Below are 25,006 nucleotides of genomic sequence, written 5' to 3'. Positions count from 1 at the left end.
TGGGGCGCCTGGAGCGTGATAAAAATCATGAAAACAGCTACCGAAATACACACCAGCCTCGGTAATTACTACCAACAAATTAAGACAATTATTCTGACTCGTCAGAATCCCATAACTGGTTTATTACCAGCTAGTACGGCGATTACAGCCCACGGTGATTACACAGATGCATGGGTGCGAGACAATGTTTATAGCATTTTGGCTGTTTGGGGTCTAGCACTTGCATATCGCAAAATTGATGAGGATCAAGGACGCACTTATGAGCTAGAACATAGCGTGATTAAGTTGATGCGTGGGTTGTTATTTGCGATGATGCGACAGGCGCATAAAGTCGAGCAATTTAAACATACTCAATCGCCATTAGATGGGTTGCACGCTAAATACAACACCAGCACAGGTGACATCGCTGTCGGCGATGATGAATGGGGACATTTACAACTTGATGCTACTTCTATATTTTTGCTGATTTTGTCTCAAATGACTGCTTCTGGATTGCAAATAATTTATACAATTGACGAAGTTAATTTTGTGCAAAATTTAGTTTATTATATAGGGCGAGCTTATCGCACACCAGATTATGGTATTTGGGAACGAGGTAACAAAATTAATCATGGTAGTGCCGAGTTAAATGCTAGTTCCGTTGGTATGGCTAAGGGGGCGTTAGAGGCGATTAATGGGTTAGATTTGTTCGGTGTGCGGGGGAGTCAAGCCTCAGTAATTCATGTTTTACCTGATGAAATTGCTCGCGCCAGAATTACGCTAGAGTCTCTATTACCGAGGGAGTCTGGCTCTAAGGAAATTGATGCAGCTTTGTTAAGTATTATTAGTTTTCCGGCTTTTGCAGTGGAAGATGTGCAATTGCGCGATCGCACTCTCAACCAGATTATCACCAAACTGCAAGGAAAATACGGTTGTAAACGCTTCTTGCGTGATGGACACCAAACAGTTTTAGAAGACACTCACCGTTTGCATTATGAACCTTGGGAACTCAAACAATTTGAGCATATTGAGTGTGAATGGCCGTTATTTTTCACTTATTTAATGCTTGATGGTTTATTTAGGAATGAACAAAAGCAAGTTGATTTTTACCAAGAGCGGTTGCAAGCATTACTTATAAATCATGATGGTTTACTATTATTACCAGAACTTTATTACGTTCCCGAACAACATATAGAAGCAGAAAAATTTACACCCCAAAGCCAAACTCGCTTACCTAATGAAAATGTTCCTTTAGTATGGGCGCAGAGTCTATATTTCCTCGGAAACATGTTAAATGAAGGGTTAATCGCTGTAGGAGATATCGACCCTTTAGGTAGACATTTGTGTGTAGGAAAAACTCATAAAGCTCTGGTGCAAATTGCTTTTTTAGCAGAAGACGAAGATTTACAGCATCAGTTAGAAATTTATGGTATCGAAACGCAAACACCAAAGCAAGTAGAACCAATTCAAGTCAGAAAAGCCGGAGAACTTTCCACCATTTTTACCCAAATTGGTCGCAATGATAAACTAAATTTAACTGGGCGTCCAGCGCGACGATTAAGAAGTTTAACTACATCGAGAATTTTTCGGATTGACGGGGAAACAGTTGTATTTTTACCCTCATTTTTAGATTCCCAACAGTTTTATTTAACCCTTGATTACCATTTTCTGTTAGACCAAATCAGAAGCGAATTGGCTTATATTCAAAAATATTGGAGTGCTTTAGGGCGTCCCATCCTGACTCTGATGTTAACGCACACCATGTTAGAAACTGGTTCTCAAGCATTATTAGAATTAATGCAAGAACTCAAAGATGGTATTTGTAATGGTGTCCAGGTAAAATTGGGACGACTCAATCAGTTAATGCTGACTGCGGGGATAGAAAGAATCGATTTCCTGCAAAATGCAGATTTTTCGCATTCGGCTGTAAAAAATGCCGCGCCACACTGCTATTATCTAGCTTATAGTCCACAGAGAAGCTGGCGTCTGGGGCATACGCAAGAATTCCAAATGGAATGTGAGACGAATTTGGGATTATTGCTGTCTTGTTTGCGATCGTCAGAAAATATTTATGAGCAGATTGAGTTATTGCAGACTTTAACTCGTTTGCAGGGATTAGAGTTTAATACAGGGTTCGGGGGGCCGCAAGTGCGCGTCACTGTGGCTGACTTACTCGATGAAGTCTACACCAAAGCGGGAGATACAGGTATTTGGGGGGTGGTACGTCGGGCTGCAGGGTTACGGCAGATGGTTGACATTAGTTTATCAGATACCGTCACGAGTATTTTGGTGCGGGGTAAGCAAATTGCCGTCGGGAAAGCTTACAGTGAAGCATCGCTGATTGCTGTTCCCATGTCTCACCATGAAATTGCAGACAAAATTAATCATTTTTGTCGTGAGGATATCCGCGATCGCGTCCTCACCCAAGAGATTATTATTTATCTAGGTATCCTCATCAGAACTGAACCGGAATTATTTCGCGGACTACTAACCTTGAGAGTTGGTTATCTGATTTTATTGATTACCAGCGAACTCGCTAGGGAGTTACAAGCGACTCAAGATGAAGCTTACGAACATCTGATGGAACTGTCACCCTTTGAAGTCAAAGTGCGCTTGCGTCAAGTATTAACCGGCTACACAGGGATGAGTAACCTGCTGCGTCAACAAGAATCATTACACGTCAAGCAAAAAGAAAGTGATATTGCTTGGGTAGTCCTACCCACAGTCAGCGAAGAAATAGAAGCTCCTGCGGGGGGTTGGCGTCGGTTTCGCAAAGCTGAGGGCGCACTTAACCGCGTACCCAAGGACTTTTTCCAGCAAGTTTGGCTATTAATGCAGCATTGTAAAGGCTTGGTGATTGGCGATAAACTAGAGCGGCGTAATCGTCTAGATAGCGAGTTGATGTTATCGGAAATGACTCCTGGGGAAAAGAATTTCGCCTTATTAGTCGAGCATTTACTGAATAAAATTGAAGCCCCAGAATATCGTCAAGTTAATATTGAAGCATTAATGGAGTTAGCCGCGATCGCCAGTAACAACCCAGAACTGCAAATTGAAGAGTATATCGTTCTGGATGTCTTAATTGGTCATGCCGTCAGATTAGCATGGTTAGAGCAATATCCCGATAGAAGCGATCGCTATGATGAAGATAAAGCTTCTGCGTGGCGCTCTTTCTATAATACCTCCCCTAGGGATTGTGTCAGCTATATTTTGAAGGCCTTCAGATTCTTGACTGAGTTTGTGGCTGAGAAAAATTAAACCTATTGAGTATAAAAATATCCCCTACTTGCAAACACAGTTACTAACAGACAGCAGAAGTAGGGGTTTAATTAAGTTTTATTTTGTTGGAAAAACTACTTGACAGAGACGGCATCAACATCGATAGTATTTGCGGTGGAGGTTGTCTCTTCTGGTGTGTTGGGAGTGCTATTGTCTACATTACCTTTGCGGGCTTTCCAGCCTTCAATCACTAACCCAGACACTTCACCAACTAACAAAGTCAACAGAAAAACATCATCGATTTCTCCCACAATCGGTATGAAATCCGGCGCGATATCTATGGGGCTGAGAATATAGACAAGTGTTCCTAAAATTACCCACCAGCGGTATTTGGGATTACGAAGTAAATTACGATACCAAGCGTAAACTGATTGAATTGAAAATTTCATGTTTTAAACCTCCAGTTACCTTTTATTTTGGCAAATTATGCTTTAAACTCCCGGTGGGAATAACCGTCCAAATTAGACCAGAAGGCGCTACCTGTTATCAATCACCTAAATAATTAATCTGTTTTCTGGCACAGGATTATGGTAATTGTGCATTAATCTCGAAAATTAACATACTTAGAGTTCAGTTACTGAGAAAATGGAGGGAGGGAACTTAAACAGTGGATATTTTAGATTTGTTTTACAAGGGCGGGCCAGCAATGTGGCCTTTGCTAGCTTTGTCAATTTTATCTTTGAGTGTAATTTTTGAGCGTCTGTGGTTCTGGTTGCGAATGTTGAACCAGGAAAAAGAAATAGTAGTTCGCGTTCTCAATGCGGCTAGTGAAAATTGGGACGCAGCAGCAGATATTGCTAGACGCGCTACGAGTCAGCCGATTGGGCGGTTTCTTTACGCTCCTTTAAGGTTGTTGAGAACTGATGCGGAAACGTTTCGCTTGGCGCTGGAGTCAACTGCAGAAGAAGAGTTAGCGGGGATGCGTCGGGGCGAAAAACTGTTAGAAGCAGTGATTACAATCTCCCCATTATTAGGATTATTGGGTACAGTTTTGGGTTTGATTCGCTCTTTGGGAGGAATTCGCATCGGCGACTTGGGAACCGCATCCACAGCGAATGTAACTCTGGGGATTAGCGAATCTTTAATTACTACAGCTGCAGGTTTGATAATTGCGATCGCTAGTTTGGTATTCTACCGTCTATTCCAAGGTTTGGTGATCAACCAAGTCAAAGTTTTCCGCAAAGCAGGGAATGATTTGGAATTGTTATATCGCCAGTTCCCACCTGACTTTAGCGATACTTCGTCCATAATTTTACAGGAATCTTTGAGTGATGATTTTGCATCACCATACAAGCGCAATAAAAACAAGTTTTCTGATACTCCTGAACTACCGGGGGAATCTGATTTATTAGATCCTGAACAATAATCAAGTATTCCACTTTGCACCAGGCGTAATCAAGAGACGATGAAAATTAATCAACCAAATTCATCTGAGGAAGTCCAAATTCAAATCGTTCCTTTAATAGATGTTGTTTTTTGTATCTTGACGTTTTTTTTGTTAGCATCTTTGCAATTTACTCGCCAACAAGCAATTAATATTGATTTACCTAAAGCGAATACAGGTACTTCTACTAGCGCCAATTCTCAAGGTAAAAGCAATATCCTACCCGTGACTATTGACGCTGTGGGACAAACTTATGTGGAGAAACAGCCAGTACAGCGGGAACAATTGGCAGAAATTTTAAGAAAGTATGTCCAAGACAATCCCACGGGAATCTTGGTGCTGAATGCTTCGCGGACAGCTACTTATAATGATGTCGTGCAAACTTTAGACTTGTTGCGGCAAGTAGGAGGCGATCGCGTATCATTAGGGATTATACCAGGGCCAGCGCAACCAGCAACAGACCCAACTTTACCTACTGCCCCTGCGTTCCCCGTTAATCCGGCGATTCCTAATACTGTACCTGTTCCCGGTGTCAGTCCCCAAGACAATCTCAACCCCACCTTACCCACCGCACCCAATCTCCCTCCAGCTATTCCTGGTAATTCTCCTGCGGTTCCTAACACAGCACCGCAAAAGACTAATTAGTAACCAGGAATCAGACAAACACAAAATACAGCGTTTTTCAAGTGAATGAGTTGTAGGGGCACAACCGCAGTTGTGCCCTCATATATGATCATATATAATCCGTAGTCCTAGACCATTGCCCAAGCTCAAATTGATAACGCCATAAACCTAAAGATATTTAAAATAAATTCTGATTACAGAAATAAATCCTGCTAGTTTAAAGATAATTGATTGATCGCCATTCACGTTTCAAGGGTTATGGCAATGAGTGAAATTGGGACAATTTTGATTGTTTGGGTGGTAACATCTGTTAGTCTATTTATTATCAGCAAATTACCTTTGGGAGTGGAAATTGATACTCCAGGTAAAGCCTTTGTTTCTGCAGCAGTTCTCGGTATCGTCACCACAGTAGTCAGGCCGATTTTACGCCTTGTCTTTGCAGTACCAAGTTTTCTCACCTTTGACTTGTTATCTGGCTTATTCACTTTTATGATTGCCGTGGTATGTTTTAGTATTGCTGCTTGGTTGGTTGATGGTTTCCGCCTGCGCTTCGGTATTTGGAGTGCTGTGATTGGTGCCTTTGCGTTGACTGTTGTTAATAACCTAATATATAAATTATTAGGTGTTTAAAGCTTTGTTTGCTATCATTTATATTAGGCTCTAAAACCTGCGAGCTAAAATTGGTTTTAGGCATGTAGGGATGTCACCAAATTTTCAACAAAATACTTTGGACGCTGCTAAATTCAAGTAGAGGCGCTGTCTTGCAACGTCTCTACATCCCAATTCCTACCTCAATTCAGCAACGCGCCTTTTCGCTACTATTCGTTGGCGCTAGGAGGCGCAACTGGGGTAGTTGATTGCTGTCTGCGCTGTTCCCGTTTTTTGCGGTCAGCAGAGAGGACATCTGCCATCACTACCAGTGCTTGGGCTATTTTATCTAAATTAGACCGATATAACTCCAAATCTTTGTTAAGTTTTTCATCAGATAGATGCAAACCAGCAGCAATAGTTTTCAAAGACTGATTCCGCTGTTTTTCATCTTTAACTAATTCTGGATCTGAAGCTTCCAACAAAGTAAAAATACCAACCGCTAGTAAACGGCTGTATTTAAAGTTAGGATTATTAGCGATCGCTTGCAGTTGTGCTTGCAAATCACCATCTCGATTTAATTGAACAGTTTGGCCTAGCCAAGCCACCAAATCATTAGCTGGTAAACTTTTAGCTAAAGCTTGCAATCGTTCAGCATCTTGTCTGTAACGCTGTGGTTCTTGCTCTACAGCCTGACATAGAGCATTAAAAATCGACTCCTGATCCTGTTCTGGTTGATAGCCTTGCATGAAGCGGTCAAAGGTAGTGACGACGCCCAAGGCATAAATAGAATTGTAGCTAAAATCGAGATTTACGGACAGCAGATGCATTTCCACCATCAACTCCTCGACCACCCGACGATAAATCGTGTTGATTGGACGGGTATGAAGAGTGTAGAAAGTTCGCTTTGTATCAGAAACAGTACGGACGTTATTCACAAAGAAAATGTTAAGGGCGACGTATTTTTATTCTCTCGTTTCACGGCTACTTTGCCAAGTTCAGTTTTTAGGTAGCGGTCAGTGATTTACAATGTTGGCAAATCTGAGTTTTTGACTGAACTAGCAGCAGGTTAGGATCGTTAGCCTTCTTATTTAAGGCACTAGCCCAAAGTTATCACATTTTTATGACTCTGCATCACAATTTATGACCCTCTTCCCCAATTTAGTGACTTTAGGTGAGTACCTCGCTGGCGAATTTGACAATCAAGCCCAAGCCATAGCTGACCCAGCTTGGTATGTCCACTTGCGCTTATGGCAAAGACCAGTGCAACTGTTCGCAGAAGATAGTGTAACTCTGTTTGCCGAACAAGCCAATGTGATTAACTTAGACAATCCCTACCGTCAGCGAATTATTCGTTTACAGCGATCGCCACACAGCGATGTTGACCTACAAGTACAATATTATATGCCTAAAGATCCGGGTGCGCTCAAAGGTGCTGGTCGCAATCCTGCTTTGCTAAATACACTCACACCTGATCATTTAGACTTTTTGCCAGGTTGCAACCTCAACGTTACTCAACAAACACTAGCCACCAACCAGTATAAATTTTCCGCTACACCACCACTCAATGCTTGTTGTAAATTTACTTATCTAGACAATATTATTCAAGTTTCTCTGGGTTTTGAAGCGACCGCACAAGAATTTTATAGCTACGACAAAGGTATTGACTCCGAAACAGGAAAAGCAACTTGGGGTGCAATTTTAGGCCCTTATCGCTATTGCAAACGAGAGCAATACTGAATACAAAAAAATTTATGAACCGTAGCCAAACTACCTCAAAAAAACTCTGTCTTGAAAAGTTCTGAGCGGAGGTCTCCTCCACTCAGACTTTTCGCAGCGAACCCACCGAAGTTCAGAGACGCTCGCGGACTCGCTACCGCTGCGCTAACGGCGGAAGCCGCCGCTCCGACTTCTCTGTGCGCTTACCTTGGCGTGACTCTGCGTTGAAAAACCCTCATATTTTACACAGAGGAGAACTAAGTCCTGAGATAATACTCCCTATGCAAAACCCGAAAATTTTTGGTTGAAAAAACACTCAGGACTTAATACTCTTTCAACTAGCCATACTACGGGGTACCCCTTCTAGCGCTTCCTCTTCAGTTTCAAATATCTCAAAAACCGTGTCCATCATCGTCACTTCAAACACAAGTTTAGCTTCTGGATGTACATTACAGATGCGGAAACTACCTTTAGCTTTATCCGCATCCCGCATTCCCGCGACCAAAGATGTCAAACCAGAACTATCAATAAAATTTACCTGACCGAGATTCACAATTACATGGTGGCTGAGTTTAGAAATACACTCCTGTAACTTTAGGCGAAATTGCCAAGCAGTAGTGATATCCAATCGACCTTCTGGCGTCAAGATAATAACAGTGTCATCGTCTTGGGTTGTATAAGTTGTTTGTTCTATTTGAATCACTATGTCCCCCCGTGGCGCTGTTCTCAAATTTAACTGCTACTGTCTTTGGGCTGTTACTTGTGAGGCAAAAAACTAACTTCTACAGGAATTTTACGTCTTTTCCCGATTAGCAATTGCGCTACTGATTGAGCAAGTTTGTTGACTCACCAGTAACAGAAGGATTCAGTGCTGATACTTGAGATTAACAGGCTTCAGCTAAAAATGTCACTTTTTTCTCAGTGCTGATTTTTCCAGGAATGAGGAAGATGGCCCCTAGCTCTGTTTCGATGTCCAATTGATCCAATCTTGGGGTTTGAGGAAAGTTTCATACAACTCAGCTTCTGGAGAATTGGGTTCTGGTTTATAACCATATTCCCAACGTACCAAAGGCGGTAAGGACATGAGAATTGATTCTGTGCGACCGTTGGTTTGCAATCCGAAGATTGTGCCTCGGTCATAAACTAAGTTAAATTCTACATAGCGGCCGCGACGGTAGAGTTGAAAATTCCGTTGGCGATCGCCATACTCAGTTTTATGTCGCCGTTCCACAATAGGCACATAAGCTGGTAGAAATGACCTACCACAATCTTGCACGAAAGCAAAGATTTCTTCCCAACTGCGCGGTTTTGGTGTTCCCACTTCGTCACTGTACACTGCCGCCGCCCCACGTGGATCGGGGCCGCCGTATAAAGCGCTTTGGCTGTGTTGGTAATCGAAAAATAGACCACCTACGCCCCTGGTTTCATTGCGGTGCTTGAGATAAAAATATTCATCGCACCAGCGCTTAAACACTGGATAATACTCTGGGTTATGCTTGTCGCAAGCCTGTTTCAAAGTGCTGTGTAAATGCTTGGCATCTTCAGCAAAGGGATAATAGGGAGTCAAATCTACACCACCACCAAACCACCACACTGGCCCTGCTTCAAAATAGCGATAATTGAGATGAACTGTGGGTACGTAAGGGTTGCGGGGATGTAGCACCATTGAAGTGCCTGTAACATAAAACGGGTGTCCGTCAGCATCAGGACGCTGGGCGAGAATGGAAGGAGGTAAATGATCGCCCCAAACTTCGGAAAAACCTACCCCTGCTTGTTCAAATATCGCACCATCGCGTAAAATGCGCGATCGCCCACCACCACCTTCAGGACGTTCCCAACCATCTTCTTTAAACTTACCCACACCATCAAGAGTTTCTAACCCTTGAGTAATCTCGCCTTGTAACTGCTGCATAAACTGACGCACCCTTGTCTTCGCATCAGTTGGTGGTAGAAATTGAGATGATTCTACTTTCAGAGTAGGGGTTTGTGAGTTGGTCAACATAAGATTCCCGAACCTAAAATTACAATTGCCGCAAAGCCAGAAATTTTTGATCTCAAATCTCTAGGCAATATGAGCCAGTCGTGAGGCTCCACTTGCCCTCAAGTTGCTTTTACCCTTAGTTGTCAAACATTTACACATTTGATGGGCATGACTAGAGTTATTTTCCCGCAAATGCGTATAGGCTTGTATATTGACAAAGTTTTTTTGCATTTGGCGATCGCCGTGCTCTAGTCTAAACACTAGACACTGACTAAGCCTCTAGGCAATCTCGACCTGAAAACATAAAGGTGATGACTAGGATAAACAACACAGGGGCACTTCTTCAATGAGGGTATTTTGGTAATCATACTGCTATATGTACCAAATCGAGCTTGCTATCTTGAGGACTATTTTGAGAAAGTTTGATTCAGTGGCTGACTACTGTTCACCATGTCAGGGTAGCCAAAAAGCTGTGTAGCTAGGAGGATTGGGCAAATGCGAGGTTGGTTATCTCAATTTAGCCACCGCAAACGTCGGCGATTTTGCGCTTCTCTGATGCGGACATATCGAGAGATAAGTTTTGCAACTGTAGATGAACTTTGGCAACAAGTAGTTGACTTAACGGACGTTTCCTGGCATCCATTACTGAAAAGTACGAATGTTCCTCGTGGATTAGTACCCAAACCGGGATTGATTTACCAAGCAATGACACGCTTTTCACCGATTCCCATCCAAATTTTTGTAGAGCGTGTTAATCCCAGAGAACTGCTGAGTATCCGAGTCTTAGCCATCCCTGGAATTGAGGAGAGAGTAACTTACCAAGTCGCATCAACGGTCTGTGGTACCTGTTTATCCTACTCCGTGACTCTACGCGGTTGGTTATCACCACTAATTTGGTCATTCACCCGCCCTTATGCCGACCGCGTCGCCCGTTCTCTAGTCGAAGCAGTCGAAAAAGCTGCGCTACAAGCAGTGTCAAAAAAGAAAAAAGCCGTCAACGACGGTTGCTGCGATTTTTAGGTGATGGGCGGTGATGAGAGAGATATCACTAATTTCCCAATGCCCCACACCCAAATAATTAATTATCAATTAGTATTACCCAAAAGTTAAGATCCTATGTAGGTAATAAGAAAAAAATATTAAGCTTGATTACAGCGGCAATGGTGAAAACACTATGTACGATGTCCTTGATTCCCGCTCTGTCCTAGAAGTGTTGCGACCAGTGCAAGACCCAGAACTGCAAAAAAGTCTGGTGGAACTGAATATGATTCGCAACGTCAAAATTGAAGATGGCCAGGTTAGCTTTACTTTAGTGTTAACTACCCCCGCTTGTCCTTTAAAGGAATTTATTGTTGAAGACTGCCAAAAAGCTGTGAAAAAGCTTCCTGGTGTCACCAAGGTCAGTGTGGAAGTAACTGCAGAAACACCCCAACAAAAAAGTTTACCTGACCGCACTGGTGTCACTGGTGTCAAAAATATTATCGCTGTTTCCAGCGGTAAGGGTGGTGTCGGTAAAAGTACGGTAGCTGTGAATATTGCTGTGGCGCTGGCACAAACAGGGGCAAAAGTCGGTCTACTCGATGCAGATATTTACGGGCCTAATGACCCCACCATGCTAGGGTTAGCGGAGGCTGAGATTGTGGTGCGTCCCAGTGCTACAGGTGATGTGTTAATACCTGCTTTTAATCATGGCGTCAAGTTGGTTTCGATGGGGTTTTTAATTGACCGAGATCAACCTGTAATTTGGCGCGGCCCGATGCTGAATGGTGTGATCCGCCAGTTTCTGTATCAAGTGGAATGGGGAGAATTAGATTATCTAGTTGTCGATATGCCACCAGGAACAGGAGATGCTCAGTTAACATTGACACAAGCAGTCCCGATGGCAGGAGCAGTAATTGTTACCACACCACAAACTGTAGCCCTGTTGGATTCTCGTAAGGGATTGCGGATGTTCCAGCAGATGAATGTACCTGTTTTGGGGATAGTAGAAAATATGAGCTACTTTATTCCCCCAGACATGCCGGAAAAACAATATGACATTTTTGGTTCCGGTGGTGGTGAAAAAACAGCTGCAGAATTAGGGGTACCGTTGTTAGGGTGCGTACCATTGGAGATTTCTACTAGGATTGGTGGTGATAGCGGTGTGCCGATAGTTGTGCAAGAGCCAGACTCAGCATCAGCCAAAGCTTTAAAGGCGATCGCTCTGACGATCGCTGGTAAAGTATCAGTTGCTGCTTTAACATAGGAAATCTCAATTTTTGTTTGTTTCCTGGGCTGTAGCCTAGGAATACAGACTTTAAGTAGTAACTAAATTTAAAATTTAAAAGCTCAAGTCTTAACTCAGACAATGTTGTTAAAACGTTCGCTCCCCAAAATTCGCTGGAAGTATTGGGTCAAACCTTGGCAGCAAGTAGACTGGTTACTATTTTCTCTAACAGTAGCTGTCAGCTTTTTCGGTGGACTGATGATTCTCAGTACCGAACTCAAACAACCAGTCACTGATTGGTGGTGGCACTGGTTGGTGGCAGGTATCGGCACTCTGATTGCATTATTTCTGGCTCGCTGCCGTTACGAAACCTTGCTACAGTGGCACTGGGTGACATACGCCCTCACCAACGTCAGCTTGATTGCCGTGATGATTGCCGGCACCTCTGCAAAAGGAGCACAACGGTGGATTAGTATTGCCGGTTTTAATGTCCAACCCTCAGAATTTGCCAAAATCGGCGTGATTATTACCCTGGCTGCTCTGTTGCACAAGCGGACAGCCTCTGCTTTACCCAACTTTTTCCGTGCTCTAGCATTTACTGCCGTACCTTGGTTATTAGTCTTTATACAGCCAGATCTAGCAACATCACTGGTATTTGGGGCGATCGTTTTAGGGATGTTGTACTGGGCAAATGCTAACCCTGGTTGGCTAATTTTGTTGATTTCGCCGGTGATTGCGGCAATTTTATTTGGTATATCCTGGCCGTTATCAGCACCAATCGTCATTTTCCACGAAATCGCCTTGGGGCCTTTGGGTGTAATTTGGTCTTTGGCTATGGGCGTGGTCGGTTGGCAAACTCTGCCTTGGCGACGGTTCAACCTCGGTGCTGTAGGTGCTTGGAGCTTGAATATGTTGGGCGGTGAATTGGGAGTCTTCGCCTGGAACCACGTATTGAAACCATACCAAAAAGCCCGCCTCAGCGTATTTATGAACCCCGATCATGAACCTTTAGGCGCTGGGTATCACTTGATTCAATCCCGCATCGCTATTGGTGCTGGGGAAGTTTGGGGATGGGGATTATTCAAAGGGCCGATGACACAGCTAAATTTTGTCCCAGAACAGCATACAGACTTCATTTTCTCGGCTGTGGGCGAAGAATTCGGCTTTGTCGGTTGTTTAATAGTGCTGTTTGTCTTCTGCTTAATTTGTCTGCGCCTACTGCATATAGCTCAAACTGCCAAAGATAATTTTGGCTCACTTTTAGCGATTGGCATGTTATCAATGATTGTCTTTCAGTTGCTGGTAAATGTGGGCATGACGGTAGGTCTAGCTCCTGTGGCGGGAATTCCTTTACCTTGGATGAGTTACGGGCGTTCTGCTATGTTGACTAACTTTATTGGTTTGGGAATAGTGGAATCGGTGGCAAATTTCCGCCAACGACAAAAGTATTATCTATGAGTCATGGGGGAAAAGTCCAATGTCAATGGATTTTGGATTGGTTCCGCACAAGTATTAAGCTATTAACAGGAAATAAGCGAGGGTAAATATCATGATCCTGCCTGGAGCAACTGTCAGAGTAACAAATCCCGCAGATACCTATTACCGTTATGAAGGTCTTGTACAGCGAGTAAGTGATGGTAAGGTAGCTGTGCTGTTTGAAGGTGGTAATTGGGATAAATTAGTTACCTTTCGCCTACCCGAATTGGAACTGGTAGAAACTGTCGGTAAGAAAAAAGGGAAATAAAACACATCCTCTGAAGTATGAAGTCTGAAGGAGAAAATTTCATACTTCACACTTGAGATTTCATACTTCTACTATGCGCCTTACCGGCCATCGCCACCCTAACCACATCAATGAAGGATGAAGTATGAAGTCTGAAGGAGAAAATTTCATACTTCATACTTGAGATTTCATACTTCTACTATGCGCCTTCCTTTACCACAATTTGCCACCGACGATCGCCACCCTAACCACATCGCGGAGGTGATAGAAACTACTTCTACTGAGTTTCTGGCACAGTGTTTAGAACCAGCAGATTTAAGTTTTCCACCAATGCCGCCTTTTGGTAGCTGGGTATGTGCTAAAGATGAAGAATCGGGGAATCAAGTTTATGGTGTCATCTACTTGGCAACCACAATGCCCATCGATTCTGTACACAGGGCTGTAGCCTTGGGATTATCTTTGCAAGATTTACGAGAAGAACAACCCCAGATATTCGCCATGCTCAAAACAGAATTTAGGGCGGCGATCGTCGGTTTTGAAACGCCTGCTCACATTAGAGGTTCTAGCTCTAAAGTATATCAATATTTACCACCAAGACCGCCGCAAATACATCAGGCAGTCTATCGCTGTGAACCAGAAGCGATCGTTAAATTTACTGAAGAACTAGAATTTTTGCGGACTCTACTAGCCGTCACCAGTGCACCAGTGGAGTCATTAACTGCAGCAGCTATTCGAGAAGTTTATCAGTTACGCAAAGCTGATCGCCAATGGTTGATCCAAGCAGGACGTACCCTGAGTGTACTACTAAAAGACGATTACGATCGCTTGCGGTTCATTTTGAGCCAAATCCACCCATAGGTAGTTAGTTCCTAGACGATTGCCTAGGTAATGTAGAGTTAGGTTTTTTTTTGTTTTTTTCAGGGTGGTGCTTACGCTTAGATCGCAGTCCCACCATTGCCCTTTCATTTCCTACCTATGGAATTTATCTCGCAAGTTCTGGCGCTGGAACCTACTTTCCAAGTTCTGGATAAAGAACCAATTGCACCCTTTGCAATTTTGCTGGTGGTTATTTTAGCCGTCCCGATTTTGTTTGAACGGCTCAGGCTACCAGGATTGGTGGGTTTAGTTTTTTCTGGCGTAGTACTTGGCCCTTCGGGCTGGAATCTATTTCAAACAGAATCATCTGTGATTAGCCTGTTATCAGAGATTGGCTTAATTTATCTGATATTTGTGGCTGGATTAGAAGTTGATATTGAGCAATTCCACCGTTGGAAAAATCGCTCCTTGGGTTTCGGTGGTTTCACCTTCTTTGTGTCGCTGTTAGCAGGAACGTTAATCGGGCAGGTTTTTAACTTTAGTTGGCTGACATCAATACTAATTGGCTCTTTGTTCGCTTCCTACAGTCTTTTGGCATATCCTTTGATCAATCGTTTGGGAGTAGTTAGCAATCAAGCCGTCACCGTCGCCATTGGGGCGAAAATTTTTACTGATGTGGGCGCACTGCTGATCTTAACCCTGGGTGTAGCATCTGCTCACGATGCAGGCTTTAACTTAGCAAAACTACTAACTTTGTCTGGCTGGTTGACTGTATACTCTGTCGTAGTGTTAGTGGGTTTTGATTGGGCAGGTAAAGAATTTTTTCGCCGCTCTGGTGGTGATGAAGGCAATCAATTTTTATTTGTACTACTGACAGTGTTTCTCGCGGCTGTAGGTGCTCAATTAATTGGGGTAGAAAAAATTATTGGTGCTTTTTTAGCAGGTTTAGCTGTTAATGAAGTTGTGGGAGAGGGGCCAGTTAAAGAAAAGGTAGTATTTGTTGGCAGTGTTTTATTTATCCCCATTTTCTTTGTCAATTTGGGCTTGTTAATTGATCTACCCGCCTTCATCAACAGTACAGTTACTTTGAGGTTAACGCTGTTTGTTGTTTTTGGCTTGATTGTCAGCAAATTCCTCGCTGCATGGTTGACAAAACTAGCATATCGGTATAACTGGCAGGAAACGCTGACTATCTGGTCGTTGTCAGTTCCCCAAGTGGGTGTGACATTAGCGGCGACATTGGTAGGCTATCGGGCGGGGTTGTTACCGCCAGAAGTCTTAAACAGTGTGGTGGTGCTGATGCTGGTGACATCAACTCTGGGGCCGTTAATTACCAGTCGCTTTGCTGCGGGTTTAACTGCGTCTGTAGCCACGGAACCGACGCCAGTCACCATACCAGAGCCGAGTATAGAAGCAACGGACAATGATTTTACAATTGTCGTACCTGTTTATAATCCGCAAACTCAACAGTATTTGATTGAATTAGCAGCTTTATTAGCTCGTCAAGCCGATGGTAAGATTATTCCTTTGGCGATCGCCACTGCAGCCGCGCACATGGATGCTCCACAATTAGAAGCTTCTCTACAACGCAGTGAGCGTTTACTCGCAAAAGCTACCGCCCAAAGCCGAGTCATGGGTGTGGAAGCTTCGCCATTACTCCGCATTGATGATGCTTTCGCTCAAGGAATCAGCCGCGCTGCTAGGGAACAAAAGGCGAGTTTAATTGTCATGGGCTGGGGTAAAAGAACGGGGTTGCGCGCGCGGTTATTTGGTAACGTTATTGATAATGTGCTTTGGGCTTCCCATTGTCCCGTCGCTGTGACTCGGTTAGTGGAATCACCCAAGAAAATTCAGCGCATCTTAGTTCCCCTAGAAAACCTCTCTTCTCCGGCGCTACAGCCTGTACAGTTAGCTCAGATTTTAGCAGAAGCCAATCAAGCCCAGGTGACTGTGTTGAATGTATGCGATCGCCGCACCAGTTCCAGCAAAATCGCCGCTAGACGAGCACATCTGACCTCATTGGTGTCTAAATTATCTCTACCAAATCCCCCAGAAATTCAAATTATTGCCCATGAAAACATTGCCCAAGCTATCTTACAATCTGCAAGATTATATGATTTAGTAGTTTTGCCTTTTATCCGTAATCGTACTAGTCCAGGAGGATTAGCCATTAGCGATGTTACTACCCAATTAGCTAGTCAACTTACTTGCTCAATCGTCATGCTGGGAGAACCGCAACGCACTCAAACACTAGCTCTACCCACTGGAGTAGCTAGCACTACCGCTACTGTTTGAAAATACCAACAGATCCAGTAACCGAAAAATTACGGTTTAATTTTAACTGTTTTTAATTTGTCGTACAAAAACTTTAAATTTCATCTTTAAAAATACTTATTATTCTTGAAGATTCGGTGAATTATAGACGGAAAATTCCTAGATGTCAGGAGATGTTTGGTATTTTGCTAATTAAATTGCCTAACGATTAAATTTCAGGAGCAGCAAAATCGATGTATCTGTGAGCATCTTTTTCGTTGGTTCTGCTCTTTCTGCGTTTTTTTGTCCAAGCTGGGTACTCTAAAAAATAAGCGTAATAGCTACTAGCAATATCTGTAAATCCCTAGGAAACTATGAGAATTTTAGTGACTGGTGGTGCCGGATTTATCGGTTCCCATTTGATTGATCGGTTAATTAGCGAAGGAAACGAAATTATTTGCCTGGATAACTTTTATACAGGGCACAAGCGCAATATCCTCAAATGGATGGATCATCCATACTTTGAACTGATCCGCCACGATATCACTGAACCAATTCGCTTAGAGGTTGATCAAATTTATCATCTCGCCTGTCCAGCTTCACCTGTACACTATCAGTACAATCCCGTCAAAACGGTGAAAACTAATGTGATGGGAACCCTGAATATGTTGGGTTTAGCTAAACGTGTAAAAGCGAGGTTTTTCCTAGCCTCCACCAGTGAAGTCTACGGTGATCCAGAAGTTCACCCCCAAACAGAAGAATACAGAGGTAGTGTCAATCCCATCGGCCTGCGTTCATGCTACGACGAAGGCAAACGCATTGCAGAAACTTTGGCATTTGACTACTACAGACAAAATAAAGTTGATATTCGCGTTGTCAGAATTTTCAATACCTACGGCCCTCGAATGTTAGAAAACGATGGCCGAGTGGTAAGCAACTTTATTGTACAAGCATTGCGTGGCGAATCTTTGACAGTGTATGGTGATGGTTCTCAAACCCGTAGTTTCTGCTATGTCTCTGACTTAGTAGAAGGATTTATCCGCTTGATGAATAGCGATTATATTGGGCCGCTGAATTTAGGTAATCCCGGCGAATACACCATCTTGGAATTAGCGCAAGCTGTACAAAAGCTTGTTAATCCTGATGCACAGATTAAGTTTGAACCGCTACCTTCTGACGATCCACGTCGCCGTCAACCGGATATTACCAAAGCGAAAACGTTGTTAAATTGGGAACCTACCATTCCTTTACAAGAAGGGTTAAAACTGACAATAGAAGACTTTCGCAACCGGATTACAGGTGATGTTAAGTAATCCGTTTACTGAATTTTACAAGTGCTATGTAGCACCATGGTTATCAAATTTAACCGTAGCTTGTAATTTTGTAGTCAAGTCTTGCACTTGAACATCATATTTCTAGTGAAAACTTCATCCTTTGAAAAAACCTAAATAGAGCGAGGAGCATAACAAAATGCGTGTTTGCGTAATTGGTACTGGTTACGTTGGTTTGGTGACAGGCGCTTGCTTGGCTCACGTTGGACATGACGTAATTTGCGTAGACAATAACGAAGAGAAAGTTAAGTTAATGAAGTCCGGACAGTCACCGATTTTTGAGCCGGGACTTTCAGACATTATGCAATCGGCTATTCAGAGCCAGAAAATTGAATTTAGTACGGATATCGCCGCTGGTGTCGCCCACGGAGAAGTTCTATTTATTGCTGTCGGTACTCCACCTTTACCCACCGGCGAAAGCGATACCCGTTATGTAGAGGCTGTGGCTCGCGGTATTGGTGCTAATCTCAACGGTGGTTATAAGGTAATTGTCAATAAATCTACAGTTCCCATTGGTTCTGGTGACTGGGTGCGAATGATTGTCCTTGATGGGATTGCGGAACGCCAAAAAACCCTGGTTCCTGCGGGTGGAGCGCCTGATGATAAATTACCTGAGTCGATCGCACACTTTGATGTCGTCAGCAATCCAGAGTTTTTACGAGAAGGCTCGGCAGTTTATGACACCTTTAACCCCGATCGCATTGTCTTAGGTAGCAATAGTCAAAAAGCGATCGCTGCGATGAAAGAATTATACGCCCCGATTGTCGAACGTCAGTACGCTGCTGACAAATCTTTACCTGCCGTCCCTGTGCTAGTGACAGACCTCAGCTCGGCAGAAATGATCAAATATGCTGCTAACGCTTTTCTAGCAACCAAGATTAGTTTTATTAACGAAGTTGCTAACATTTGCGATCGCGTCGGTGCTGACGTTACCCAAGTAGCAAAAGGTATAGGTTTAGACTCCCGCATCGGCAACAAATTTTTACAAGCCGGGATCGGTTGGGGTGGTTCCTGCTTCCCCAAAGATGTCGCCGCTTTGATTCACACTGCTGATGATTATGGTTACGAAGCCCAATTACTTAAATCTGCTGTCAGCGTCAACGAACGTCAGCGCCTGATTGCTTTAGAGAAACTCCAACAAGTTCTTAAAATCCTCAAAGGTAAAACTGTTGGACTACTAGGTTTAACCTTCAAACCTGACACCGACGATTTACGCGACGCTCCAGCCCTCAACTTAATCGAGCAGCTGAACCGATTGGGCGCCAAAGTCAAAGCTTATGACCCCATTATTTCCCAAACAGGTATGCGTCATGGTCTTTCTGGCGTGCTAGTGGAAACTGATGCTCAAAGATTGGCTGATGGCTGCGATGCTTTAGTACTCGTAACTGAATGGCAACAATTCAGCACTCTGGACTACGCGAAGATGGCACAATTAATGATCCATCCCGTCATCATCGATGGTCGCAACTTCCTTGACCCCGAAACAATGGTCAGGGCTGGGTTCCAATATCTAGGCGTGGGACGATAAATGATCAAGGATTAAAAATTAAAAAAGTACGCGGTTAGGGAACATGTTCCCTACGACTATCTTTGCCTCACGCAGATAGTATTAAAGCCAAAAATTTAAACGCCACTTAAAGATATTTGAGTGGCGTTTAAATCATGTCATTGATGGTGAGAGTTTAAATCGCCAAAATGTCACTAGCAGTTAGGGTGGGCGCACCTTGTAAAGTAGCCACTTTTACCTGCTCACCTAAACTAGGATAAGCTCCCCGATAGAACAAATCACCGGTAGCACCATCGTAGACAAATAGCGTATTTGTGGTAAAGTTGCCACTACCCAACACTAAAAAGCGCTCTGGTGCTAACCGACCAGGAGCTAGGGTGGAAGTACCTTGGCCAGAAAATCCGAAGTAGTTAAGTACTGACTCTGAAGCCTCTGGAATTGACTCACTGAAGGAACTTCGACTAACAGCTAGAGTGTCTATTCCTGGTGTAAAGTCGGTAATGATACTAGCCGTAATCGTTTGAAAATTCACTCCTGTACGACCGCCTATAACCTTCCAGCTTGCTTTTAAAGTAAATTGATCAGCACCGTCACCCCCTGTGAGGATATCATTCTCAAAAGTTCTGAGAATATCGTTACCGCCTCTACCATTCAGTACATTACTGCCAATAAAGCCGTCTAACACATTGGCTTTGTCATCTCCCAGCAGAGTATCGTTGTTTGGCGAGGCGATCGCATTGCTAAAGTTTCGCACCGTCAGTGTAGTCTGACCATAGGAGAGTGTTTGTGCAGCCAGATCCAAAGTGATGGCTGGGGCTGAGGTGGCTGGAACAAACGCACCACGATTTGTCCCAGCATTTTTGAAGGCAAAGTTAATGGTATTGGTCTGACCTTCAGCACCAATAATAGTTTCAACTGATTCTAAAGTATCTTTAGGATTAGAAGCTGTTAGAGGAATGGGCAACGCGCCACTACCACCATTTTTGACCACCCGCAAAGCTGGGGTCGCCTGATAGATAAGTGAAGATGGCGATGACGGCGCATAATCATATTCAAAACGTAAGGTGATGCCTTCACCAAAGAAGCTATAGTCAGCAATATCCTTGCCATCACCCCCGTTCAAGCTGTCAGATCCCTGACTACCCCAAAATCTATCATTTCCAGCACCACCATTGATAATGTCATTACCGTCGCCACCAAATAGCCAGTCGTTACCGTTACCGCCATTGAGTGTATTATTACCGTCGCCACCAAATAGCCAGTCATTACCGTCACCGCCATTGATAATGTCATTACCGTCGCCACCAAACAGGTAATCATTCCCCTTACCACCATCAAGAGTATCGTTACCATCACCGCCAAATAACCAGTCATTACCCTTACCACCATCGATGTAATCATCACCGTCGCCACCAAACAGGTAATCATTACGGTTAGTGCCAACAAGATTCTTGTTGAATACTTTGACTAGAGGTAGTGCCATACGGTTTTTAAGCATGTATAGGATTTGAATATCTGTAAGATACAATACAGAAAAACCTGTATTGAGACTTTCCTCTACGCTACATAAAAGATTTAAATACTATTTACAAATTTTTTATCAACCGCTGCGTGGTATGCGCTCAATTTCTGCATATCCACTGAAAATTAATTTTTGTCCTTCCGTTTCTAAGCGGTTAAGACGCATTTTCACCCCATCTAAGTCAAAACGGTCTAAATCGACCATATTATCTAAAATTTCTACCAGCGCCATGCTCAAGGTGCGGGAGATGTCTTGTTGCGCTTCAGGTACGGACTCCAATGCAATTTCTGGGTTTTGAAACGAGACTCGTCGCCGTTTTTCCACGGCTATGGTGACAATCATATTCAAAGGGATGAGTTCGCCGTTGTTTAAATCGGCTTGGGCTAAAATTCGCAGGCGGTTTTCTGGTAATAATTGGACTTGCACTTCGGGAAAAGATACAGGTTTACCGTCGGATAACGCCGTCAAGGTGGGTAAGGAGAGGTTGAGTAGGCGTTTTGTCACCAACTCGGCTTTAAAGGCGTGGTTGATACCAGCTTCTGATAATATTACTTGAGCGATCGCCTGAGTTGGTTGTTTGAGCGTCAGCTTACCGCCTAAAACCGACCCAAAGTCAATAGCAACTGCATCTGTTTCAAATGACATCTCCTCCACCGCGAAATCTCTTTTGATCACTAAGCCCCGTCCACTCATTTTGAAACTATCAATGCTGCCTTGCAAGAGTTTGCTGGAGGGATAGCAGCGCACAAAGACTTCTACCGATTCGCTTCGAGTGAATAAGTGGCGAATCGTTTGGCTAGCGACTGTGTTGAGCATTTGCTCTCCCCAATCTGTACCTTGAGGATTTTTTAAACCAGTAAGTCCACCGAACATGTGGTTTTAGATCTCTAGAAGTTCTTTGTACTTTTGTAACAAATTGTGAAGATTCCAGCAAGCGATCGCTGGATTAATTGTCTGAACCGTAATTAGTCTATTTCTCCAACATCCCGTAGTACGGCATCAACTAGGCTAGGTCGGATATAAATTCCATTGGTGCGTAATTGCTCAATGTATACTTTAATTTCCGCGATCAAGCCTGCTTTTTTCGCCTTACGCAAAATACCTAGAGTACCTATGCGGGGAATTCCTAAACGTTCTGCAACTCGTCGTGCTTGAGCATCATCCAAAAGTACTGTACTATCCGGAGTTGACTGAGCCAAGGCAATAGCTTCAGCTTCTCCACGATCAACTAGGATTGATAATGGTTCTAGTATAAGGGCTTCAGGAGTTTGAATTTCCAGCCAAGTCAATTGACTGACAGCTTGTGCGCCAGGTAAACCCACACCTTGGACTGTTACTTCATACCACACGGCTGGGGGAAGTAATACTCGCTGATACAGTTGGGGTAGAAGTTCGAGTTGTGCGATAATTGACAGGGAGATGAGAGGGCTGCTGTCGGCAACTATGACGAAATTAATCATCGCGTAATTCGTCGGTGATTTGGTCATCATCTAGATTGATCACCGGAATCTGCAAACGCCCTAATTCGTACATGAATTGTGGTTTGTTCATGTTGCAAAAAGAGGCAGCTTTACCAAGAGATAGTCGGCGCAGTTCAAATAGTTTGACTGCAAGTAAAAATGTCAATTCAGTTTCTAACGCTTCGGGTGATTTGCCGGAGGTAATGAGTAAGTCATCGGGATACTGAAGGGATAGAATGTGCATGTTTCACCTCTCGGTTCCTGATCATTTTCTAATTATTGCTCATACTAGTCCGACCTGAATAGCGATCGCCTGATGATTTGTGCTGATGAGTAGGGGTAGGTTAGCTGATAGCAAGGGGTTTGCAGTATCAAATATTACCTATTAAATTGGATAGACAAATGCTAGCATTAAATTTAGTGCAAATTTAATGCATCAATCAAGCCATGCTCAACATCATGCGAGATATTCACTCCCTCTCCAGCTTTAAGCGCAATACTTCTGAATTTATTCAGCAATTGAAGGAGACAGGACAACCTGTGGTTTTAACCGTGAATGGCAAAGCAGAACTTGTTGTTCAAGATGCTGAGTCATACCAGAAACTTTTAGAGCTTTTAGAACAACTAGAAACGATAGCTGGAGTCAGAAAAGGACTAGAAGATTTAGAAGCTCTTAGAACAAGACCTGTTGCAGAATTTGAGCAGGAAATGCAGCAAAAATATGGCATTTCAAGTTAGAACAACTAAAGCTGCTGATGCTCAAATTGAAGCGGCATATCTGTGGCTAAGAGAGTATAACCCAACCTATGCAGATCAGTGGTTTAGAGGATTGATGAATGCCATAGCATCTCTTCAAGAAAAACCCCGTCGGTGCGCTTTGGCTTTGGAATATGAAGTTTTTTCTGAAGAGGTGCGTCAACTTATTTATGGTAAGTCAAAAAACCTTTACCGTATTCTGTTCACAATTCGTGATGATACTGTTTATGTGCTTTATGTGCGTCATAGTTCGCAAGCAATTTTGACGAGTGATGAAGTTGATGAGGACGAATCATAGCGTTATAAATTTTTTACAGGTGGGAATACTAAAACAAGGTATAACTTTCTCACCGTTACTAACAATGACACAGCCAAATACTTTGGAACTTGCCAAACAGGGTGATACAACTGCGATTAATACTTTGGTAAGCGAATGGTTAAACTTGCCTAGTATTACCGCCAAAACTACTCTAAAACAAGATTGCTTACAGGTAATGCTGGAATCAACCTCAGTTCCAGAACAACAATCTTTAGTCTCGCTAATTCATGATGGATTGATTAGTTTAAACCTTCAATCTGTCAAAAAAGTCAAAATATATGGACGAGAAACAGGTGAAGATTGCCCAGATTGGCAACAAGAATTAGCAATAGAGGTACTGTCAAATTTATCTGCTTCACTACCTCATGTAGATAGTGAAACTGAATCCGCAACTGTTATTACCCAGACAACAGTAGATAGCCAATTATCTGTAGAACAGCCATCATTTTTTGGTTCATTTTTCGGAGTAGTGGGCGGGGCGGCTGTTGACTTTGGTGGGGCTATAGGTGGTGCATTGGAAGTAGTAAGTGGTACTGCGGTTCAAGCGGGACAAGGTGTTACTGATGCTGCTTTCGGTGCTGGCGAGGCTATTAGTAGTGCAGCTTTCCAAGCCACACAAATCGCAGGACAAGCACTAACAATAGTTGGTAAGAATCCTATTTTACAATCAGCAATTAAATCATTAAATCAAGACTGGTTGAATCCCTTAATTCAACAAGTAGATGTAGTTAAAGCTGAGGCTGCTGTAAAAAAGTTAGAGCAAGAGTATCCTAATGCTAACCCGGGTGAAATTGCCCATCATCTCATGTTAGAGAAAGCTGTTTTTGCAGGCGGAACTGGTCTTGCAAGTAGTCTTGTACCAGGACAAGCAGCAGCAATGTTTGCTGTCGATTGGGCTGCTACATCTGTATTATCAGTGGAGTTAGTTTATCAAATTGCAGCGGCTTATGGACTAGATTTAAAACATTCAGAGCGTAAAGCCGAAATTATAGCAATTTTTGGGTTAGGCGTAGGTGGAAAAACAGCAATTCAAGCAGGTTTGGGTTTATTACGAAATGCGCCAATAGTGGGAGCGGTAATTGGTGCTAGTTCTAATGCTGTGATGATTTATGCACTAGGTTACGCCGCTTGTCAGTTTTATGAAGCAAAGCAAAATCCTTTAACTTTAGAAGCAACATTAATAGATGCTCAATTAAAAAGTGAAAAATATCTGGAAGCTGCTATTTCTCAAGAAAAGATTATGGATCAGATTTTGGTGCATATTGTCTTAGCTGGTAATCCAGATAAATCCTGGTCAGAAATTTTGCCAGAATTACAAGCTGCTAATCTTAGTCCTTCATCAATTGACGCGATCGCATCTCAAATAAAATCGCCACCATCTTTAGAAAAGTTACTTGCTCAAGTTAATAGTGATTTTGCTGTACCCCTACTAGTGCAATGTCATAAAATTGCTCATTTAGATGGGATAATTACACCAGAGGAAGCTCAGGTAATAGATACAATTAAAAGGAAGTTAAACCGTGATTTAGCTGCAATTAAATGATCCCAGCACACAAGCG

At 43.1% G+C, this 25,006-nt stretch carries 24 protein-coding genes; 16 read left to right on the top strand and 8 right to left on the bottom strand.

Going from position 1 to position 25,006, the window contains the following annotated elements:
* Positions 1–27 precede the first annotated feature (27 nt).
* The gene (locus tag MIC7126_RS0114730; RefSeq protein WP_017653922.1) at positions 28–3,237 is read left to right on the top strand and encodes a glycoside hydrolase family 15 protein; all 3,210 of its coding nucleotides are present in this window, start codon (positions 28–30) and stop codon (positions 3,235–3,237) included.
* Positions 3,238–3,332: 95 nt separating this feature from the next.
* Here MIC7126_RS0114730 and MIC7126_RS0114725 read toward each other — a convergent pair whose 3' ends face one another.
* A complete protein-coding gene (locus MIC7126_RS0114725; protein ID WP_017653921.1) occupies positions 3,333–3,647 on the bottom strand; it encodes a YkvA family protein in 315 nt (104 codons plus the stop codon).
* Between the two features lie 218 nt (positions 3,648–3,865).
* Here MIC7126_RS0114725 and MIC7126_RS0114720 point away from each other — a divergent pair, with 218 nt between their 5' ends.
* The 3 genes from MIC7126_RS0114720 to MIC7126_RS0114710 all read left to right on the top strand — a co-directional run bounded on the left by MIC7126_RS0114720 (position 3,866) and on the right by MIC7126_RS0114710 (position 5,896).
* Positions 3,866–4,624, top strand: a complete 759-nt coding sequence (locus MIC7126_RS0114720; protein WP_017653920.1) for a MotA/TolQ/ExbB proton channel family protein — start codon at positions 3,866–3,868, stop codon at positions 4,622–4,624.
* A 39-nt stretch (positions 4,625–4,663) separates the two neighbouring features.
* Positions 4,664–5,287, top strand: a complete 624-nt coding sequence (locus MIC7126_RS0114715; protein WP_017653919.1) for an ExbD/TolR family protein — start codon at positions 4,664–4,666, stop codon at positions 5,285–5,287.
* Positions 5,288–5,530: 243 nt separating this feature from the next.
* A complete protein-coding gene (locus MIC7126_RS0114710; protein ID WP_026100274.1) occupies positions 5,531–5,896 on the top strand; it encodes a phage holin family protein in 366 nt (121 codons plus the stop codon).
* A 188-nt stretch (positions 5,897–6,084) separates the two neighbouring features.
* On the opposite strand, the gene psb29 is transcribed toward MIC7126_RS0114710, so the two are convergent.
* The gene (psb29, locus tag MIC7126_RS0114705) at positions 6,085–6,792 is read right to left on the bottom strand and encodes a photosystem II biogenesis protein Psp29 (protein ID WP_026100273.1); all 708 of its coding nucleotides are present in this window, start codon (positions 6,790–6,792) and stop codon (positions 6,085–6,087) included.
* A gap of 205 nt (positions 6,793–6,997) precedes the next feature.
* Here psb29 and MIC7126_RS0114700 point away from each other — a divergent pair, with 205 nt between their 5' ends.
* Positions 6,998–7,594 (top strand): chromophore lyase CpcT/CpeT, encoded by a 597-nt coding sequence (locus MIC7126_RS0114700; RefSeq protein WP_017653916.1) that lies wholly within the window; start codon positions 6,998–7,000, stop codon positions 7,592–7,594.
* Positions 7,595–7,907: 313 nt separating this feature from the next.
* Here the strand turns inward: MIC7126_RS0114700 and MIC7126_RS0114695 are convergent, their stop codons facing one another.
* Positions 7,908–8,276, bottom strand: a complete 369-nt coding sequence (locus MIC7126_RS0114695) for an STAS domain-containing protein (RefSeq protein WP_017653915.1) — start codon at positions 8,274–8,276, stop codon at positions 7,908–7,910.
* 252 nt (positions 8,277–8,528) lie between these two features.
* Positions 8,529–9,575: an oxygen-dependent coproporphyrinogen oxidase gene (gene hemF / locus MIC7126_RS0114690; protein WP_017653914.1), complete on the bottom strand. Its 1,047-nt coding sequence runs from the start codon at positions 9,573–9,575 to the stop codon at positions 8,529–8,531.
* Between the two features lie 474 nt (positions 9,576–10,049).
* Here hemF and MIC7126_RS0114685 point away from each other — a divergent pair, with 474 nt between their 5' ends.
* The 8 genes from MIC7126_RS0114685 (at position 10,050) to MIC7126_RS0114650 (ending at position 19,411) form a co-directional block, all read left to right on the top strand.
* Positions 10,050–10,574, top strand: a complete 525-nt coding sequence (locus MIC7126_RS0114685) for a hypothetical protein (protein WP_017653913.1) — start codon at positions 10,050–10,052, stop codon at positions 10,572–10,574.
* Between the two features lie 154 nt (positions 10,575–10,728).
* A complete protein-coding gene (locus tag MIC7126_RS0114680; RefSeq protein WP_017653912.1) occupies positions 10,729–11,799 on the top strand; it encodes an Mrp/NBP35 family ATP-binding protein in 1,071 nt (356 codons plus the stop codon).
* A 102-nt stretch (positions 11,800–11,901) separates the two neighbouring features.
* Positions 11,902–13,218, top strand: coding sequence for a rod shape-determining protein RodA (gene rodA / locus MIC7126_RS0114675; RefSeq protein ID WP_017653911.1), 1,317 nt, complete (start codon positions 11,902–11,904; stop codon positions 13,216–13,218).
* 91 nt (positions 13,219–13,309) lie between these two features.
* Complete coding sequence (locus MIC7126_RS0114670; protein ID WP_017653910.1) at positions 13,310–13,504, top strand: NAD(P)H dehydrogenase subunit NdhS; 195 nt, start codon at positions 13,310–13,312, stop codon at positions 13,502–13,504.
* Positions 13,505–13,684: 180 nt separating this feature from the next.
* Positions 13,685–14,341 (top strand): HAS-barrel domain-containing protein, encoded by a 657-nt coding sequence (locus MIC7126_RS0114665; RefSeq protein WP_017653909.1) that lies wholly within the window; start codon positions 13,685–13,687, stop codon positions 14,339–14,341.
* A gap of 117 nt (positions 14,342–14,458) precedes the next feature.
* Positions 14,459–16,594 carry a cation:proton antiporter domain-containing protein gene (locus MIC7126_RS0114660; protein WP_017653908.1) on the top strand — a complete coding sequence of 712 codons (2,136 nt, stop codon included), beginning with the start codon at positions 14,459–14,461 and terminating at the stop codon, positions 16,592–16,594.
* A gap of 332 nt (positions 16,595–16,926) precedes the next feature.
* The gene (locus MIC7126_RS0114655; protein WP_017653907.1) at positions 16,927–17,865 is read left to right on the top strand and encodes a UDP-glucuronic acid decarboxylase family protein; all 939 of its coding nucleotides are present in this window, start codon (positions 16,927–16,929) and stop codon (positions 17,863–17,865) included.
* A 157-nt stretch (positions 17,866–18,022) separates the two neighbouring features.
* Positions 18,023–19,411, top strand: coding sequence for a UDP-glucose dehydrogenase family protein (locus tag MIC7126_RS0114650; protein ID WP_017653906.1), 1,389 nt, complete (start codon positions 18,023–18,025; stop codon positions 19,409–19,411).
* A gap of 154 nt (positions 19,412–19,565) precedes the next feature.
* Here the strand turns inward: MIC7126_RS0114650 and MIC7126_RS0114645 are convergent, their stop codons facing one another.
* From MIC7126_RS0114645 to MIC7126_RS0114630, 4 genes are all read right to left on the bottom strand, one after another.
* Positions 19,566–20,888 (bottom strand): calcium-binding protein, encoded by a 1,323-nt coding sequence (locus MIC7126_RS0114645; protein ID WP_081603032.1) that lies wholly within the window; start codon positions 20,886–20,888, stop codon positions 19,566–19,568.
* Positions 20,889–20,990: 102 nt separating this feature from the next.
* Entirely contained in the window at positions 20,991–21,785 is a 795-nt protein-coding gene (locus MIC7126_RS0114640) for an LmeA family phospholipid-binding protein (protein WP_017653904.1), read from the bottom strand.
* 92 nt (positions 21,786–21,877) lie between these two features.
* Positions 21,878–22,372, bottom strand: coding sequence for a PIN domain-containing protein (locus MIC7126_RS0114635; protein ID WP_017653903.1), 495 nt, complete (start codon positions 22,370–22,372; stop codon positions 21,878–21,880).
* Positions 22,365–22,616 (bottom strand): UPF0175 family protein, encoded by a 252-nt coding sequence (locus MIC7126_RS0114630; protein WP_017653902.1) that lies wholly within the window; start codon positions 22,614–22,616, stop codon positions 22,365–22,367. Before MIC7126_RS0114630 ends, MIC7126_RS0114635 begins: the two co-directional genes overlap by 8 nt.
* A gap of 203 nt (positions 22,617–22,819) precedes the next feature.
* Between MIC7126_RS0114630 and MIC7126_RS0114625 the strand changes: the two genes are divergently transcribed.
* From MIC7126_RS0114625 to MIC7126_RS0114615, 3 genes are all read left to right on the top strand, one after another.
* Complete coding sequence (locus MIC7126_RS0114625) at positions 22,820–23,110, top strand: type II toxin-antitoxin system Phd/YefM family antitoxin (RefSeq protein ID WP_017653901.1); 291 nt, start codon at positions 22,820–22,822, stop codon at positions 23,108–23,110.
* Positions 23,094–23,426, top strand: coding sequence for a type II toxin-antitoxin system RelE/ParE family toxin (locus MIC7126_RS0114620; protein ID WP_017653900.1), 333 nt, complete (start codon positions 23,094–23,096; stop codon positions 23,424–23,426). Before MIC7126_RS0114625 ends, MIC7126_RS0114620 begins: the two co-directional genes overlap by 17 nt.
* A gap of 64 nt (positions 23,427–23,490) precedes the next feature.
* Entirely contained in the window at positions 23,491–24,990 is a 1,500-nt protein-coding gene (locus MIC7126_RS0114615; protein WP_017653899.1) for a hypothetical protein, read from the top strand.
* The last annotated feature ends 16 nt before the right edge of the window (positions 24,991–25,006 follow it).

The sequence above is a fragment of the Fortiea contorta PCC 7126 genome (assembly GCF_000332295.1).
Lineage (GTDB): Bacteria > Cyanobacteriota > Cyanobacteriia > Cyanobacteriales > Nostocaceae > Fortiea > Fortiea contorta.
The sequence above is the reverse complement of the archived record's forward strand: the minus strand, read 5'-3'. Positions and strand labels throughout refer to the sequence as shown.

Excerpts from the sequence above, each read along its gene's own strand:
- MIC7126_RS0114730 (WP_017653922.1), top strand. The coding sequence starts at position 28 with ATGAAAACAGCTACCGAAATACACACCAGCCTCGGTAATTACTACCAA.
- MIC7126_RS0114725 (WP_017653921.1), bottom strand. The coding sequence starts at position 3,647 with ATGAAATTTTCAATTCAATCAGTTTACGCTTGGTATCGTAATTTACTT.
- MIC7126_RS0114715 (WP_017653919.1), top strand. The coding sequence starts at position 4,664 with ATGAAAATTAATCAACCAAATTCATCTGAGGAAGTCCAAATTCAAATC.
- MIC7126_RS0114710 (WP_026100274.1), top strand. The coding sequence starts at position 5,531 with ATGAGTGAAATTGGGACAATTTTGATTGTTTGGGTGGTAACATCTGTT.
- MIC7126_RS0114700 (WP_017653916.1), top strand. The coding sequence starts at position 6,998 with ATGACCCTCTTCCCCAATTTAGTGACTTTAGGTGAGTACCTCGCTGGC.
- hemF (WP_017653914.1), bottom strand. The coding sequence starts at position 9,575 with ATGTTGACCAACTCACAAACCCCTACTCTGAAAGTAGAATCATCTCAA.
- MIC7126_RS0114685 (WP_017653913.1), top strand. The coding sequence starts at position 10,050 with ATGCGAGGTTGGTTATCTCAATTTAGCCACCGCAAACGTCGGCGATTT.
- MIC7126_RS0114680 (WP_017653912.1), top strand. The coding sequence starts at position 10,729 with ATGTACGATGTCCTTGATTCCCGCTCTGTCCTAGAAGTGTTGCGACCA.
- rodA (WP_017653911.1), top strand. The coding sequence starts at position 11,902 with ATGTTGTTAAAACGTTCGCTCCCCAAAATTCGCTGGAAGTATTGGGTC.
- MIC7126_RS0114670 (WP_017653910.1), top strand. The coding sequence starts at position 13,310 with ATGATCCTGCCTGGAGCAACTGTCAGAGTAACAAATCCCGCAGATACC.
- MIC7126_RS0114665 (WP_017653909.1), top strand. The coding sequence starts at position 13,685 with ATGCGCCTTCCTTTACCACAATTTGCCACCGACGATCGCCACCCTAAC.
- MIC7126_RS0114660 (WP_017653908.1), top strand. The coding sequence starts at position 14,459 with ATGGAATTTATCTCGCAAGTTCTGGCGCTGGAACCTACTTTCCAAGTT.
- MIC7126_RS0114655 (WP_017653907.1), top strand. The coding sequence starts at position 16,927 with ATGAGAATTTTAGTGACTGGTGGTGCCGGATTTATCGGTTCCCATTTG.
- MIC7126_RS0114650 (WP_017653906.1), top strand. The coding sequence starts at position 18,023 with ATGCGTGTTTGCGTAATTGGTACTGGTTACGTTGGTTTGGTGACAGGC.
- MIC7126_RS0114645 (WP_081603032.1), bottom strand. The coding sequence starts at position 20,888 with ATGCTTAAAAACCGTATGGCACTACCTCTAGTCAAAGTATTCAACAAG.
- MIC7126_RS0114640 (WP_017653904.1), bottom strand. The coding sequence starts at position 21,785 with ATGTTCGGTGGACTTACTGGTTTAAAAAATCCTCAAGGTACAGATTGG.
- MIC7126_RS0114635 (WP_017653903.1), bottom strand. The coding sequence starts at position 22,372 with ATGATTAATTTCGTCATAGTTGCCGACAGCAGCCCTCTCATCTCCCTG.
- MIC7126_RS0114630 (WP_017653902.1), bottom strand. The coding sequence starts at position 22,616 with ATGCACATTCTATCCCTTCAGTATCCCGATGACTTACTCATTACCTCC.
- MIC7126_RS0114625 (WP_017653901.1), top strand. The coding sequence starts at position 22,820 with ATGCTCAACATCATGCGAGATATTCACTCCCTCTCCAGCTTTAAGCGC.
- MIC7126_RS0114620 (WP_017653900.1), top strand. The coding sequence starts at position 23,094 with ATGGCATTTCAAGTTAGAACAACTAAAGCTGCTGATGCTCAAATTGAA.
- MIC7126_RS0114615 (WP_017653899.1), top strand. The coding sequence starts at position 23,491 with ATGACACAGCCAAATACTTTGGAACTTGCCAAACAGGGTGATACAACT.